The 11,812-nt window shown below is 69.2% G+C and carries 12 protein-coding genes; 6 read left to right on the top strand and 6 right to left on the bottom strand.

Going from position 1 to position 11,812, the window contains the following annotated elements; translation table 11 throughout:
- Positions 1-2: 2 nt before the first annotated feature.
- The 5 genes from ACLJQ7_RS20010 (at position 3) to ACLJQ7_RS19990 (ending at position 3,697) form a co-directional block, all read left to right on the top strand.
- A complete protein-coding gene (locus ACLJQ7_RS20010; RefSeq protein ID WP_410649824.1) occupies positions 3-1,301 on the top strand; it encodes a UDP-glucose dehydrogenase family protein in 1,299 nt (432 codons plus the stop codon).
- Positions 1,298-1,909 (top strand): flavodoxin family protein, encoded by a 612-nt coding sequence (locus ACLJQ7_RS20005; RefSeq protein WP_410649692.1) that lies wholly within the window; start codon positions 1,298-1,300, stop codon positions 1,907-1,909. The genes ACLJQ7_RS20010 and ACLJQ7_RS20005 overlap by 4 nt, the downstream gene beginning before the upstream one ends.
- A gap of 6 nt (positions 1,910-1,915) precedes the next feature.
- Positions 1,916-2,329, top strand: a complete 414-nt coding sequence (locus tag ACLJQ7_RS20000; protein ID WP_410649691.1) for a hypothetical protein — start codon at positions 1,916-1,918, stop codon at positions 2,327-2,329.
- A gap of 95 nt (positions 2,330-2,424) precedes the next feature.
- Positions 2,425-3,264: a DUF6766 family protein gene (locus tag ACLJQ7_RS19995; RefSeq protein WP_410649690.1), complete on the top strand. Its 840-nt coding sequence runs from the start codon at positions 2,425-2,427 to the stop codon at positions 3,262-3,264.
- Entirely contained in the window at positions 3,164-3,697 is a 534-nt protein-coding gene (locus tag ACLJQ7_RS19990) for a hemerythrin domain-containing protein (RefSeq protein WP_410649689.1), read from the top strand. The genes ACLJQ7_RS19995 and ACLJQ7_RS19990 overlap by 101 nt, the downstream gene beginning before the upstream one ends.
- 166 nt (positions 3,698-3,863) lie before the next feature.
- Here ACLJQ7_RS19990 and ACLJQ7_RS19985 read toward each other — a convergent pair whose 3' ends face one another.
- Genes ACLJQ7_RS19985 through ACLJQ7_RS19960 form a run of 6 tightly spaced genes read right to left on the bottom strand, consistent with a single transcriptional unit; the run spans position 3,864 to position 9,566 of the window.
- The gene (locus tag ACLJQ7_RS19985) at positions 3,864-4,535 is read right to left on the bottom strand and encodes a phosphate signaling complex PhoU family protein (protein WP_410649688.1); all 672 of its coding nucleotides are present in this window, start codon (positions 4,533-4,535) and stop codon (positions 3,864-3,866) included.
- Positions 4,532-5,269 (bottom strand): metallophosphoesterase family protein, encoded by a 738-nt coding sequence (locus ACLJQ7_RS19980; RefSeq protein WP_410649687.1) that lies wholly within the window; start codon positions 5,267-5,269, stop codon positions 4,532-4,534. Before ACLJQ7_RS19980 ends, ACLJQ7_RS19985 begins: the two co-directional genes overlap by 4 nt.
- Positions 5,266-6,075: a nucleotidyltransferase family protein gene (locus tag ACLJQ7_RS19975; protein ID WP_410649686.1), complete on the bottom strand. Its 810-nt coding sequence runs from the start codon at positions 6,073-6,075 to the stop codon at positions 5,266-5,268. Before ACLJQ7_RS19975 ends, ACLJQ7_RS19980 begins: the two co-directional genes overlap by 4 nt.
- On the bottom strand, positions 6,072-7,127 hold the full coding sequence (locus ACLJQ7_RS19970) for an NAD-dependent epimerase/dehydratase family protein (RefSeq protein WP_410649685.1): 1,056 nt from the start codon (positions 7,125-7,127) through the stop codon (positions 6,072-6,074). Before ACLJQ7_RS19970 ends, ACLJQ7_RS19975 begins: the two co-directional genes overlap by 4 nt.
- A gap of 28 nt (positions 7,128-7,155) precedes the next feature.
- A complete protein-coding gene (locus ACLJQ7_RS19965; RefSeq protein ID WP_410649684.1) occupies positions 7,156-8,202 on the bottom strand; it encodes an FUSC family protein in 1,047 nt (348 codons plus the stop codon).
- A complete protein-coding gene (locus tag ACLJQ7_RS19960; RefSeq protein ID WP_410649683.1) occupies positions 8,202-9,566 on the bottom strand; it encodes an aldehyde dehydrogenase family protein in 1,365 nt (454 codons plus the stop codon). The genes ACLJQ7_RS19965 and ACLJQ7_RS19960 overlap by 1 nt, the downstream gene beginning before the upstream one ends.
- A 101-nt stretch (positions 9,567-9,667) precedes the next feature.
- Between ACLJQ7_RS19960 and ACLJQ7_RS19955 the strand changes: the two genes are divergently transcribed.
- Positions 9,668-11,773: a catalase gene (locus tag ACLJQ7_RS19955; protein ID WP_410649682.1), complete on the top strand. Its 2,106-nt coding sequence runs from the start codon at positions 9,668-9,670 to the stop codon at positions 11,771-11,773.
- The last annotated feature ends 39 nt before the right edge of the window (positions 11,774-11,812 follow it).

Here is an 11,812-nt window from a genome sequence, read left to right as displayed (position 1 = left end):
GGGTGGGCGTGATCGGCGCCGGTTACGTCGGTCTCACGAGCGCCGCGTGCTTCACGCAGCTGGGGCATCAGGTGGTCTGCGTCGACAACGACCGGTCCAAAGTGGACGCGTTACGGCGTGGCGAGGTCGCGATCGTCGAGCCGGGGCTCACGGAACTCGTCCGGGACGGACTGGGCCGCGGGCGGCTCCGGTTCACCACCGCACCGGAAGAGCTGTCCGATGTGGACTTCGTGCTGCTCTGCCTGCCCACCCCGGAAGGGAAGGACGGCGCCGCCGACGTCCGGGTGCTGGAAGAGGTGGTGGCCACGCTCCCCGAACTGCTGCGGCCCCGCTGTGTCGTCGTCACGAAGTCCACCGTCCCGGTCGGCACCGGGACCCGGCTGGCGGAGCTGCTCGGACGGCCGGATCTGCCCGTGGTGAGCAATCCCGAATTCCTCCGCGAGGGGCACGCCGTCGAGGACTTCCTGCGGCCGGACCGGATCGTCCTCGGCTCGCCGCCGGAGAACCGAAGAGCCGCCGAACGGGTGGCCGCGCTGTACGGCGAGACGGAAGCGCCGGTGTGGTTCACCGATCCGGCCAGCGCCGAGCTGGCGAAATACGCCAGCAACGCGTTCCTGGCGCTGAAAGTGTCCTATGTGAACGTCCTCGCCGAACTCTGCGAGCACTACGGCGCCGACATCCGCGACGTCGCGCGGCTCATGGGGCTCGATCCGCGGATCGGCCCCGCCTTCCTCGTACCCGGCCCCGGCTGGGGCGGCTCGTGCCTGCCCAAGGACACCGCCGCGCTGCTGCGGACCGCCGAACACGCGGGTGTCGACTTCGGCATCCTGCGTGACGCCATGAAGGCCAACGCGCGCCAGCAGGCGGCGGTCGTGCGGAAGATCCGCCGCGCGATCACCGGTGTTTCGGACGGTTCGCTCTCGGGCACCCGTATCGGGTTGCTCGGACTGGCGTTCAAGGCGGGGACCGGGGATCTGCGCGATTCCCCCGCGCTCGCGGTCGCGCGGGAGCTCGCCAGGAGCGGCGCGGTGCTGACCGCGTACGACCCCGGCGTGGAGTCCGTCGGACCGGACATCGTCCAGGTCGTCGATGACCCGTACCTGGTCGCGAAGGACGCGGCGGCGCTGGTCGTGCTCACCGAGTGGCCCGAGTTCCGTGAGCTCGATTGGGAACGGCTCGCCGCCGCCACCGAACGCGCCGTCGTCGTCGATGCCAGGAATCTCCTGGACCCGGTGACCGTCGGCGAAGCGGGCTTCACCCATACGGGGCTCGGTACCGACCCGAACAGGAGGACAGGATGACCCAGCCGTTGAAGGCCCTCGCACTGGTGTGCTCGCTCAAACCGTCACCCGCGCCGTCGAGCAGCGCGCTGATCGCCCAGCAACTGCTCGACGAACTGGCCGGGCACGGCGCCGCCGGCGAACTCGTGCGCGTGGTCGACCACGACGTCAAACCGGGCGTGGAAGGCGACATGGGCGACGGCGACGCCTGGCCGGGGATCCGCCGGAAGATCGCCGCGGCCGACATCCTGCTGATCTCGACGCCCACCTGGGTCGGCCATATGTCCAGCGTGGCCCAGCGCGTGCTGGAACGGCTCGACGCCGAACTGTCCGAAACGGACGACGAGGGCAGGCCCGCGATGTTCGGCAAGGTCGGCGTCACCGCCGTCGTCGGCAACGAGGACGGGGCGCACAAGATCACCGCCGACCTGTTCCAGGCCCTCAACGACATCGGTTTCACCGTGCCCGCCCAGGGCGGGACCTATTGGAACGGCGAGGCGATGAAGGGCGGCGACTACAACGACCTCGACGAAACGCCGGAAGCCGTCGCGTCGACCAACGCGACCCTCGCACTCAATGCCGTCCACCTGGCGAACCTGCTGAGGGAGAAGCAGTACCCCGCTTCCTGACTTCAGGTGAACGACGCCCCGGCCGGGTACCTCGCTTCCGTGATCGTCAAGACGCTGGCGTTCGGGGTGTGCCTGCTGCTCGCCGGCTGTACCGGGGCGAGCGGGCAAGAGCCGGTGAAAGAGGTCGCCGGGCGGTTCCTCGGCGCGCTCGCGTCGGGTGATCACTGCTCGGCGTGCGCGTTGCTGGCGCCCCGGGCACGGGAATCCTGGGCGTCGGAAAGCTGCGAACGCGGCCTCGCCGGCGCGACCGTTCCGGACGGAACACCCGAAACGGTCGCGGTCTGGAGCGAAGAAGCTCAGGTGAAGACCGCCCGCGACACCCTCTTCCTGCACGAATCGTCCACCGGCTGGGTGATCACGGGTGCGGGCTGCCGCCACCGGAACGAGAAGGTCTACGACTGCGCGGTGGGTGGACCGTGAAAGCGCGTCCGGTGTTCACCGTCTATCTCGTCTTCGTCGTGGCCGTCCTCGGCTATTGCGTCCTACTGGGTCTGCTGCACCGGTGAAGGGGGCGGATGATGCGGCGCTTTCTTCGTGACAACGCCCTCTCCTTGGGGTTCGGGCTGCTGTTCCTGCTGAGCCTCGGCGGGCAGGCGTTCGCGGGCCTCGCCGACTACAACGACACGCGGCTCAGCCACGCCGCCGAACCGATCGGCCTGCTCGACTACCTGACATCCGCGGACTTCGCCGTCGACGTCGCCGAAAACTGGCAGTCGGAGTACCTGCAGTTCTTCCTCTACGTGTTCGCGACCGTGTGGCTGCTGCAACGCGGCTCCCCCGAATCGAAACCGGCAGGGCGGGCCAGCTTGGAAACGGACAAGGAACAGCAGATCGGCCCGCATTCGACGGCCGATTCCCCGAAATGGGCAAGGACAGGCGGCTGGCGCACGGGGATCTTCTCGATGTCACTCGGACTGGTGATGCTGGGACTGTTCCTGCTGTCCTGGCTGGCCCAGTCCGTGGCCGGGATGAGCGCCTACAACGCCGAGCAGCTCACCGAATTTGGTGATCCGGAGTCGTGGTTCGGCTATCTGGCGTCGGCGGGCTTCTGGAACCGCACACTGCAGAACTGGCAGTCGGAATTCCTCGCCATCGGCTCGATGGCGGTGTTCAGCGTGTATTTGCGTCAGCGCGGCTCGCCGGAATCGAAACCCGTGGGCGCGCCGCATCACGTCACCGACGAATCCGGGGGACCGAACCGCGGGAACGGGTATCCGTGCGGCGTCGGACTGACGACCACGGACAGGAGTGTCCATGACCACCACCACGAAACACGACCTCGTCTCGGTGATCACCGAGGACCACCGCGCCTTCGAACGGATCTTCAAGGAATTCGAGTCCGGCAAGGGCGGTGATCAGCACCGCAAGGACCTCGCGGACCACCTGATCGCCGAACTCGTCCGGCATTCGGTCGCCGAAGAGCAGCACAAGTACCCCGCCGCGCGGAAGAGCCTCCCCGACGGAGACAAGGTCGCCGAGCGCGTGATGAGCGACCTCATCGGCCTGGAACCGGCGGACAAGCGGTTCGACCAGCTGGTCGGCAAGCTGATCGAGGACGTCCGGCACCACATCGAGGAGGAGGAGACCGACCTGCTGCCGAAACTGCAGGCCGCCTGCTCACCGGAAGAACTGCGGGAGCTGGGCGAGAAGGTGTTGCGGGCCAAGGAGATCGCCCCGACGCGGCCGCATCCCGCCGCCCCCGACCGCCCGCCGGCGAACCGGATCCTGGCGCCGGGGACGGCGTTCATCGACAAGATCCGGGACGCGCTGACGGACCGCGCCACCTGACGGCTCGCGTTCCGTGAAGGCCTCCTTGAGGGACCCTGGGTCCCTCAAGGAGGCCTTCACGGCGTCTTGCCGGTGAGGTGGCGGTTCCGGTGGGAAGGGGGGTTGCGAAAGTGGCTTTCGCAACGTCCGGCGACAGCGCGGCTCCAGCCAGAACGAGCGGCCAACCTCAAAGCGCGGCGTGCACATCCCGCACGGAAGACTCGGGCAGTTCTCCCGTAAGAGCGAAATCCACCCGCCGCGCCACCGAAACGGCCTGATCCGCGAACCGTTCGTAGAACCGCGCCAGCAGCGCCACCGAGATCGCGGGCGCGACGCCGTGGGGCCAGTCCGGCTCGGTGACCAGCGTCATGAGTTCCTCGTACAGCGCGTCGACACGCTGATCGGACCGGGCGAGCGAGTGGAACACCTCCGCGGTCGGTCCCTCGATCGCCGCGCCGAGGTCTTCCGCCATCGAGCAGACGAGCCCGGCCATCTCGCCGAACCGGCCGGCGAACGCGTCGGGGACGGCGAATTCCGGCGCTCGCGCGGCCTGGTCGGCGATGTGCTTGGCCAGGTCGCCCATCCGCTCCAGCCGGTCGGCGCAGTACACCGCCGCGAGCACGGTCCGCAGGTCGCGCGCGACCGGCGCCTGCAGGGCGAGCAGTTTCTGGGCGGTCTCCTCGCACGTGGTCCGTGCCGCGTTCAGTTTCGCCTCGACCGCCGCGAGTTCGGCGGCGGCTTCGGTGTCCCGATCGAGGAAGACCCGGTTCGCGAGGCGTAGTTCCTCGCAGGCCATCCCGCACATGCTCGACAGCAGCTCGCCGAGAACGCTCAGCTGACCATGGAATCTATCCCTCATGTCAGGACTTTCGCGGGTTCGAGGACGTACGTCGCGTACGCCGCGCGGATCACCGGCTGGGCGACGTTGCGCACGGGGACGCCGCCCGGGCTGACGCCTTGCTCGCTGCCGTAGTGCGCGTGCCCGTGCACGGCGAGCGCCACCTGCGCGTCGTCGATCGGCTCGCACAGCAGGTACGAACCCAGGAACGGGTGGATTTCCAGCGGTTCGCCGTGCAGGGTGCCGGGGATCGGCGAGTAGTGCGTCAACGCGATGGTCACGTCGGGCTGCTCGTGTTCGAGCCCCTCCAGCGCGGTGCGCAGCCGCTTGGCGGCCGCCATGGTGTGCTCGACGAAATCCTTCATCTCGCGTTCGCCGAACCGGCTCGCGCATTTACCCGCGAACCCGCCGCCGAAGCCTTTCACCCCGGCGATGCCGAGCCGCCCACCGTCCAGTTCCACGGTGGTGGCCGACCCCTCCAGGACGGTGATCCCGCTTTCCTCCAGCAGCCCGCTGACCGCTTCCGCCTCGTCCGAGTGGTAGTCGTGGTTGCCGAGCACCGCCACCACGGGGACGTCGAGCCCGGCGAACTCGTCGGCCACCACCCTGGCCTCTTCGACGCTGCCGTGCCGGGTGAGGTCGCCCGCGAGCAGCAGCACCTCGGCGTGTTCGGCGATGTTGTCCAGTACCGGCCGCAGCAGGCCTCGGTTGTCCTCACCGAGGTGGACGTCCCCGACCGCGGCGACCCGGATCACCGGATCTCCTCGGCGTGCGACGGCTCGCGGACGTCCGCCGTCCGGATGTCGTCGTGCACCAGCTCGGCCGCGATGTGTTCGCAGACGACCGCTTCGATGTCGGCTTTGCGGTTGGCGCACGGAACCTCACCGCTGAGCCGGACATGGTCGCCGCGCACGGTGACGTGCACGCCGAGCTCGGCGGTCCTCGGATCCTCCGCCAGCGCCTTGGTCAGCCTGGCGACCAGGTACTGGGGCGCTTCCTGAGGCATCGGAAGCTCCTTTCCGTCGATGATGGACAGTGCCGCGAGCAGGGTCAGGAACGACCAGGCGTACGGCGATTCGGCGGTCTCCTCGGCCACGCGGTGCCAGTCGACCTGCTCGCGGAGGTCACGGGCGATCCGCAGCAACGGCCCGAAATCGCAGCGGTGCGGGCTGAGCACGAGCGTCTTGTCGACGAGCAGGTCGGTCCCGTTGAGCACCGGGGCGGCGGTCGCCCCGACCCGCATCAGCGAAGCGCGGTCGAGCATCTCGTCGGTGACCGGCCGGTGGTTGGGCCGGAAGATGAGGTCGACGAGGCAGTCGCCGTCGTAGACCTTGGTGAGCCAGTCCTCCGGCGGATGCACGCGTCTCAGCCCCGCGGCTTCCAGCGCTTCCGCCGCTTCCTCGATGTCCTCGTGCTTGAGGAAGAGGTCGACGTCGTGGTCCGACGGTGGGCCGCCCCGCGCGTACACGGCGAGGCCGCCCGCGACGGCGAACCGCACCGAAGTACCGTCCAAAGTGGACACCACCTTGGTCAGCGTGTGCAGCAGTTCCTTCTCGTTCACGGTCGCTCCCCCACTCCGGTGGCCAGTTCGTGGCCTCGGCCGACGTCCGGTTTCAGCGGTTCGGTCGGGAACCCGTCACCTTCCCGCAAGCCCTTGAGGAACGCTTCGATCGCGTCCTCCGACGAGTATCGCGGCGTCCAGCCCAGCTCTTCCCTGGCCCGCGTGCAGTCCATCACCGGGAGATGCAGCACGGCTTCGAAGAGCCCTGGCGTGGCCGGAATCAGGTGCAGCGACCAGGCCGCGGCGAGCGCGCGCCGGACGAAGGAGGCCGGGACCTTCACCGGCTTGGCACCGAAGATCCGGGCCAGCGCGCGCGTGTCCAATACCGGGTCGGCGGCGATGTTGAAAGCGCCCTTGACGTCCTGGAGCGCGCAACGGCGATAGGCGTCGGCCACGTCTTCGGTGTGGGCGGTCTGGATCCTCAGTTGCGGGATGTCCGGAAGGATCGGGACGAGCGACGGCCGCACGAGCTTGCCGGGCACGAACGGGCCACCGAAAAGGCGGCGCTGTTCAGGTGCCGCGGCCTTCTGGAACAGGAATCCCGGCCGCACCCGCACCACCCGCATCCGTGGATGGCTCCGGTCGAAAGCCTCGAGAACCCTTTCCACATAAGCCTTTTCCCGGGTGTACGCCGCCTTGGGCGAGCCGTGCGTCGGCCACTCCTCGGTCACCGGGTGGTCGTCGTCCCTCGCCGAATACGCCCCGATCGACGACGCGTACACCAGCGACGGCACCCGCATCGCCTGCGCGGCTTCGAACACCCGGATCGAACCCAGCACGTTGGTCCGCCAGGTGACCTCGGGCCGGTGCGTGGGCTGGAAGAGCCAGGCCAGGTGGATCACCACGTCGGCGCCGTCGAACACGGCACGGAGATCGTCGCAGGCGACATCGGCGGTGACGAACTCGGTCTTCGGGCTCTCCCAGCGGCTGGGGCGCCTCGCCAGTCCGACGATCGACCCGACCTTGGGATCCGAACCCAGAGCACGCACCACTGCCGTCCCGACGTTACCGGTGGCGCCGGTGACCACGATCCGCTTGCCACTGCTGCTCATGGGTACGGTTACCCGCCGCCGCCCTCCCTTAATCGGCGCGGATCCGCTCGACGAGGCGGCGAGCAGGCAACGCCATCGCCCCGAGTCCGATCGAGGTGGCGACCTCGTCGGTGGGCATGAGGAGCAGGTGGTCGATCTCGTCGAGCAGCCTGCGGCACCGCTCGAGTTTGTCCGGATCCCCCGACCGGGCCACCTCGGCGAGGGCTTCGAGCAGGTCGCCGACCACCCCGCGCGCGTGCTCGCCGGGATGCCGGAACGGCCGCTCGCTCCGGGCGGCCTCGCTGACGCCGTCGATCAGCTGGGCGAGCGGCTGCCACAGCGAAATGAGGTTCGCCAGCGGTTCCTCCGGGGTCTCACGCCGTCCGCGCAGGTTCAGGTACCGGCCCTCGCGGGTCCAGCCGATCGCGTCCTCCGCCTCCGCGGCCAGGCTGCGAACGTCCTGCAGGCGGCCGTCGAGGGCGTCGGCCGAATCGCCGCCGCGGACCAGTTCCGCGGTCTCGTCGAGGACCTCGGCGATCGCCGCGGCCAGCCGGGAGGTCGCCTCCCGCAGACGCTGGCCGTGCAGCGGAGGCAGGACCACCGCGTTGAGCACCGCGCCGATCGCCGCGCCCAGCGCCGTTTCCAGCAGCCGGTCGGCGAGCAGGATGGGTTCGGTCGCGTTGCCGTAGGAGATCAGCAGCATGCCGGTGATCCCGACCCACACCCCCGAATCGCCGAACCCGCGCCATGAGCCGACCAGCAGGCCGACGAAGACGACCAGCCCGAGCGACACCGTCACCGACGGGATGAGCTGACCGGCCCCCGCGGCGAGCAGCACTCCCACACTGACCGCGCCGACCTGCTGCGCCCAGCCGCGCAGGGAGCGGTAAACGGTGGCCTGCACCAGGAACACCGCCGCGTACGGCGCGAGGAAGGGCTGCGGCAGCCGCAGCACCGCCGTCGCGACGATCCACGCGATCACCGCCGCGGCCGCGGCCTTCGCGGTCTGGATGAGACTCCGGCGTTCCTCCCCCGGAACCCGGAACGCCCGGGCGGTCCAGGCGAACGGTGCCGTCCATCGGTCCCGGGCGCCCATCACGGCCCCGGGGGTGCCAGGTGGACGACCTTCGTCTGCGTCATCTCGTCGAGCAGTTCGGGACCGTAGCCGTAACCGCTGCCGCTGGCACCTCGCGGATGGGCGGCTCCGCCGGGCGCGCCGCCGAAGACGTTGTTGATCTTCACAGTCCCGACCGGGAGTTCGCGCCAGGCCCGCTGCGCGTGCGCCATCGAGGAGGTGAGCACCGTGGCGGCGAGACCGTATTCACCGTCGGCCGCCTGGCCGAGGCCCTGCTCGAAGTCCGCGACCACCGTCACCGGCGCGACCGGGCCGAACGTCTCCTCGCGGACGATCCGCATCCCGGAGGTGCATCCGGTGAGGACGGTCGCCGGGTAGAAGGCACCGGGACCGTCCGGCACGACACCGCCGACGAGAGGATCGGCACCTTGCGCGATCGCTTCCGCGACCTGGGCGTGCACCCCTTCGCGGTGACGCCGGTCGACGAGCGGGGCCAGTTCGCGATGGCCCGCTTCGGCGACCAGCGCGGTGAGGAAGGCGTCGGCGATGTCCTGGTGCACCAGGATCCGTTCGACCGAGACGCAGATCTGCCCCGAATTGGCGAAGGCTCCGGTCGCCGCCTGCCCGGCCGCCCAGACCGGGTCCACCCCGGCGTCGACGACGAGCGGATCGTTGCCACCGTTCTCCAGCAACGCTTTGGCACCGGTCTTCGCCGCACTCGCCGCGATCGAACGACCCGCGACGGTGCTGCCGACATGCGCGATGACGTCGACGTCCGCGTGGGCCGCGAGTTCGGCACCGACACTCCCGTCACCCTGCACGGTCTGCAGCACGCCCTCGGGAAGCGCCTCCGACAGCACGTTCCCCAGCCAGGCGCCGGTATGCGGACAGCGTTCACTCGGCTTGTGCACCACCGTGTTGCCCGTGACCACCGCGGCACCCAGCAGCCCGCAGGCCACGGCGACGGGGTCGTTCCACGGCGTCAGCGCGACCACCACACCCCGGGGTTCCGGCACCATCAGGTCGGTGGCCGACGGATCGCCCAGCAGGGACCGGCCGCGGTGCACGGGGCCCAGTTCGGCGTACTGTTCCAACGTCCCGGCTCCGGCGAGGACACCTTCTTCGGCCTCGTCGCGAGGCTTCCCGGTCTCGCTCTCGATGAGGACGGCGAGTTCACCCGCGCGCTCCCGGAGCGACCTGGCCGCGTCCTTCAGCGCGACGCCGCGTTCGGCCGCCGGCGTGGCTGCCCAGCCCGGGGCCCGCCGCTTCGCCGTCGCGATCGCCGTTTCGACACCATCGGGGGTCGCCGCCTTGACACTGCCGACGAGCCTGTCGTCGGCGGGGTCACGGATCTCCAGCACGGCAGGTCGGTCCACCGTCGTCATTCGCACCTCCTCGAAGTTTCCTGCCGGTTACCCGGTGTCGTTTCGCCGAAACAGTGCGGGGGTAGCCGCGAGGAAACCACCACCGCGAAGGGGCGACACCAGTGGCACAGCATCGAGAAGACGCGAAGGACGAACAGCTGAGCGGAAGCCGTGTGGATCCGGAGCAGTCCGTGCTGACGACGCAGCAGGGTGTCCGCGTCGATCACACGAACGACTCCTTGACCGCGGGAGACCGGGGACCGACGCTGCTGGAGGACTTCCACGCTCGCGAGAAGATCACGCATTTCGACCACGAGCGCATTCCCGAAAGGGTGGTGCACGCGCGCGGCGCGGGCGCCTACGGCTTCTTCGAGGCCTACGACGACGCGCTGGCCGACTACACGGTCGCGGAATTCCTCACCAGCGGCGAGAAAATCCCCGTGTTCGTGCGGTTCTCCACCGTCGCGGGTTCACGCGGTTCGGCCGACACCGTCCGCGACGTCCGCGGCTTCGCGACGAAGTTCTACACCCGTCAGGGCAATTACGACCTCGTGGGCAACAACATGCCGGTCTTCTTCATCCAGGACGGTATCAAGTTCCCCGATTTGGTGCACGCGGTCAAACCCGAGCCGCACAACGAGATCCCGCAGGCGCAGTCGGCGCACGACACCTTCTGGGACTTCGTGTCGCTGCAACCGGAGAGCCTGCACATGGTGCTCTGGCTGATGTCCGATCGCGCGCTGCCGCGCAGCTACCGGATGATGCAGGGCTTCGGCGTCCACACGTTCCGGCTCGTCAACGCCGAGGGCAAGGGCACCTTCGTGAAGTTCCACTGGAAGCCCGTGCTCGGCACGCATTCCCTGGTGTGGGACGAATGCCAGAAGATCGCGGGCAAGGATCCCGACTTCAACCGGCGCGACCTGTGGGACGCCATCAAGTCCGGGCAGTACCCGGAATGGGAGCTGGGTGTCCAGCTGGTGGACGAGGACTCCGAGCACGACTTCGACTTCGATCTGCTGGACGCCACGAAGATCATCCCCGAGGAGCAGGTGCCGGTGCGGCCGGTCGGGCGGATGGTGCTGGACCGCAACCCCGACGACTTCTTCGCCGAGACCGAGCAGATCGCCTTCCACACCGCGAACATCGTCCCGGGGATCGACTTCACCAACGACCCGCTGTTGCAGGCACGGAACTTCTCGTACCTCGACACGCAGCTGATCCGGCTGGGCGGCCCCAACTTCTCTCAGCTCCCGGTGAACCGGCCGATCGCTCCGGTGCACACGAACCAGCGCGACGGGCACGGCCAGCAGAGCATCCACAAAGGACGGACGAGCTATTTCCCGAACTCGCTCGGCGGTGGCTGCCCGGCGATCGCCGATTCCGGCGTCTTCCGGCACTACACCGAAGCCGTGGCGGGCCACAAGATCCGGGAACGCAGCGAGAGCTTCAAGGACTTCTACAGCCAGGCGACGCTGTTCTGGAACAGCATGTCCCAGGTCGAACGCGAGCATATCGTCGCCGCGTTCCGGTTCGAACTCGGCAAGGTCGAGGACCGCGCGGTCCGGGCGCGGACCATCACCGAACTCAACAACGTCGACCACGACCTCGCGGCACGGGTGGCCGAGGGGATCGGCGTGAGCGTGCCCGCCGCTCCGGCCACCCCCAACCATGACCGCTCCTCCCCCGCGCTTTCCCAGCTCAACCAGCCCTCGGTCGCCCCGATCAGCCGGAAGGTCGCGGTGCTCGCCGCCGACGGGGTGGACACGATCGGCGTCCGCCGTCTGGTCGAGGCGCTGACCGAGCAGGGCGCGATCGCCGAGGTCCTGGCGCCGACCGAAGCCGAACTCCGGCCAGGTGGGGAAGGGGACCCGCTGCGGCCGGACCGCCAGCTCAACACCATGGCTTCGGTGCTCTACGACGCCGTCGTCGTCCCGTGTGGCCCCAGCGCGATCAACATCCTCGAACGCGACGGGTACGCCGTGCATTTCGTCGCCGAGGCGTACAAGCACGGCAAGCCGGTGGCCGCCTTCGGTTCGGGTCTGGATCTGCTGCGCCGGGCCGGGGTGACCTCGAAGCTGGCCGACGACACCGAAACCCTGATCGACCAGGGCGTGGTGACCACCAAGGCGGCCGAGGCGACCCTGCCCGACGGCTTCTTCGCCTCATTCCTCGCGCAACTGGGCGAACATCGCTCGTGGCTGCGGGAGACCGACTCGATCCCGGCGTGACCGGAGTTTGCGGCGGTGGCTCCCGGGTACCGGAAGAGG

It is taken from the genome of Amycolatopsis sp. cmx-4-54, assembly GCF_046548895.1.
Taxonomy (GTDB): Bacteria; Actinomycetota; Actinomycetes; order Mycobacteriales; family Pseudonocardiaceae; genus Amycolatopsis.
The sequence above is the reverse complement of the archived record's forward strand: the minus strand, read 5'-3'. Positions and strand labels throughout refer to the sequence as shown.

Coding starts and splice junctions, on each gene's coding strand:
- ACLJQ7_RS20005 (WP_410649692.1), top strand. CDS start 1,298: ATGACCCAGCCGTTGAAGGCCCTCGCACTGGTGTGCTCGCTCAAACCG.
- ACLJQ7_RS19995 (WP_410649690.1), top strand. CDS start 2,425: ATGATGCGGCGCTTTCTTCGTGACAACGCCCTCTCCTTGGGGTTCGGG.
- ACLJQ7_RS19990 (WP_410649689.1), top strand. CDS start 3,164: ATGACCACCACCACGAAACACGACCTCGTCTCGGTGATCACCGAGGAC.
- ACLJQ7_RS19985 (WP_410649688.1), bottom strand. CDS start 4,535: ATGAGGGATAGATTCCATGGTCAGCTGAGCGTTCTCGGCGAGCTGCTG.
- ACLJQ7_RS19970 (WP_410649685.1), bottom strand. CDS start 7,127: ATGAGCAGCAGTGGCAAGCGGATCGTGGTCACCGGCGCCACCGGTAAC.
- ACLJQ7_RS19965 (WP_410649684.1), bottom strand. CDS start 8,202: ATGGGCGCCCGGGACCGATGGACGGCACCGTTCGCCTGGACCGCCCGG.
- ACLJQ7_RS19960 (WP_410649683.1), bottom strand. CDS start 9,566: ATGACGACGGTGGACCGACCTGCCGTGCTGGAGATCCGTGACCCCGCC.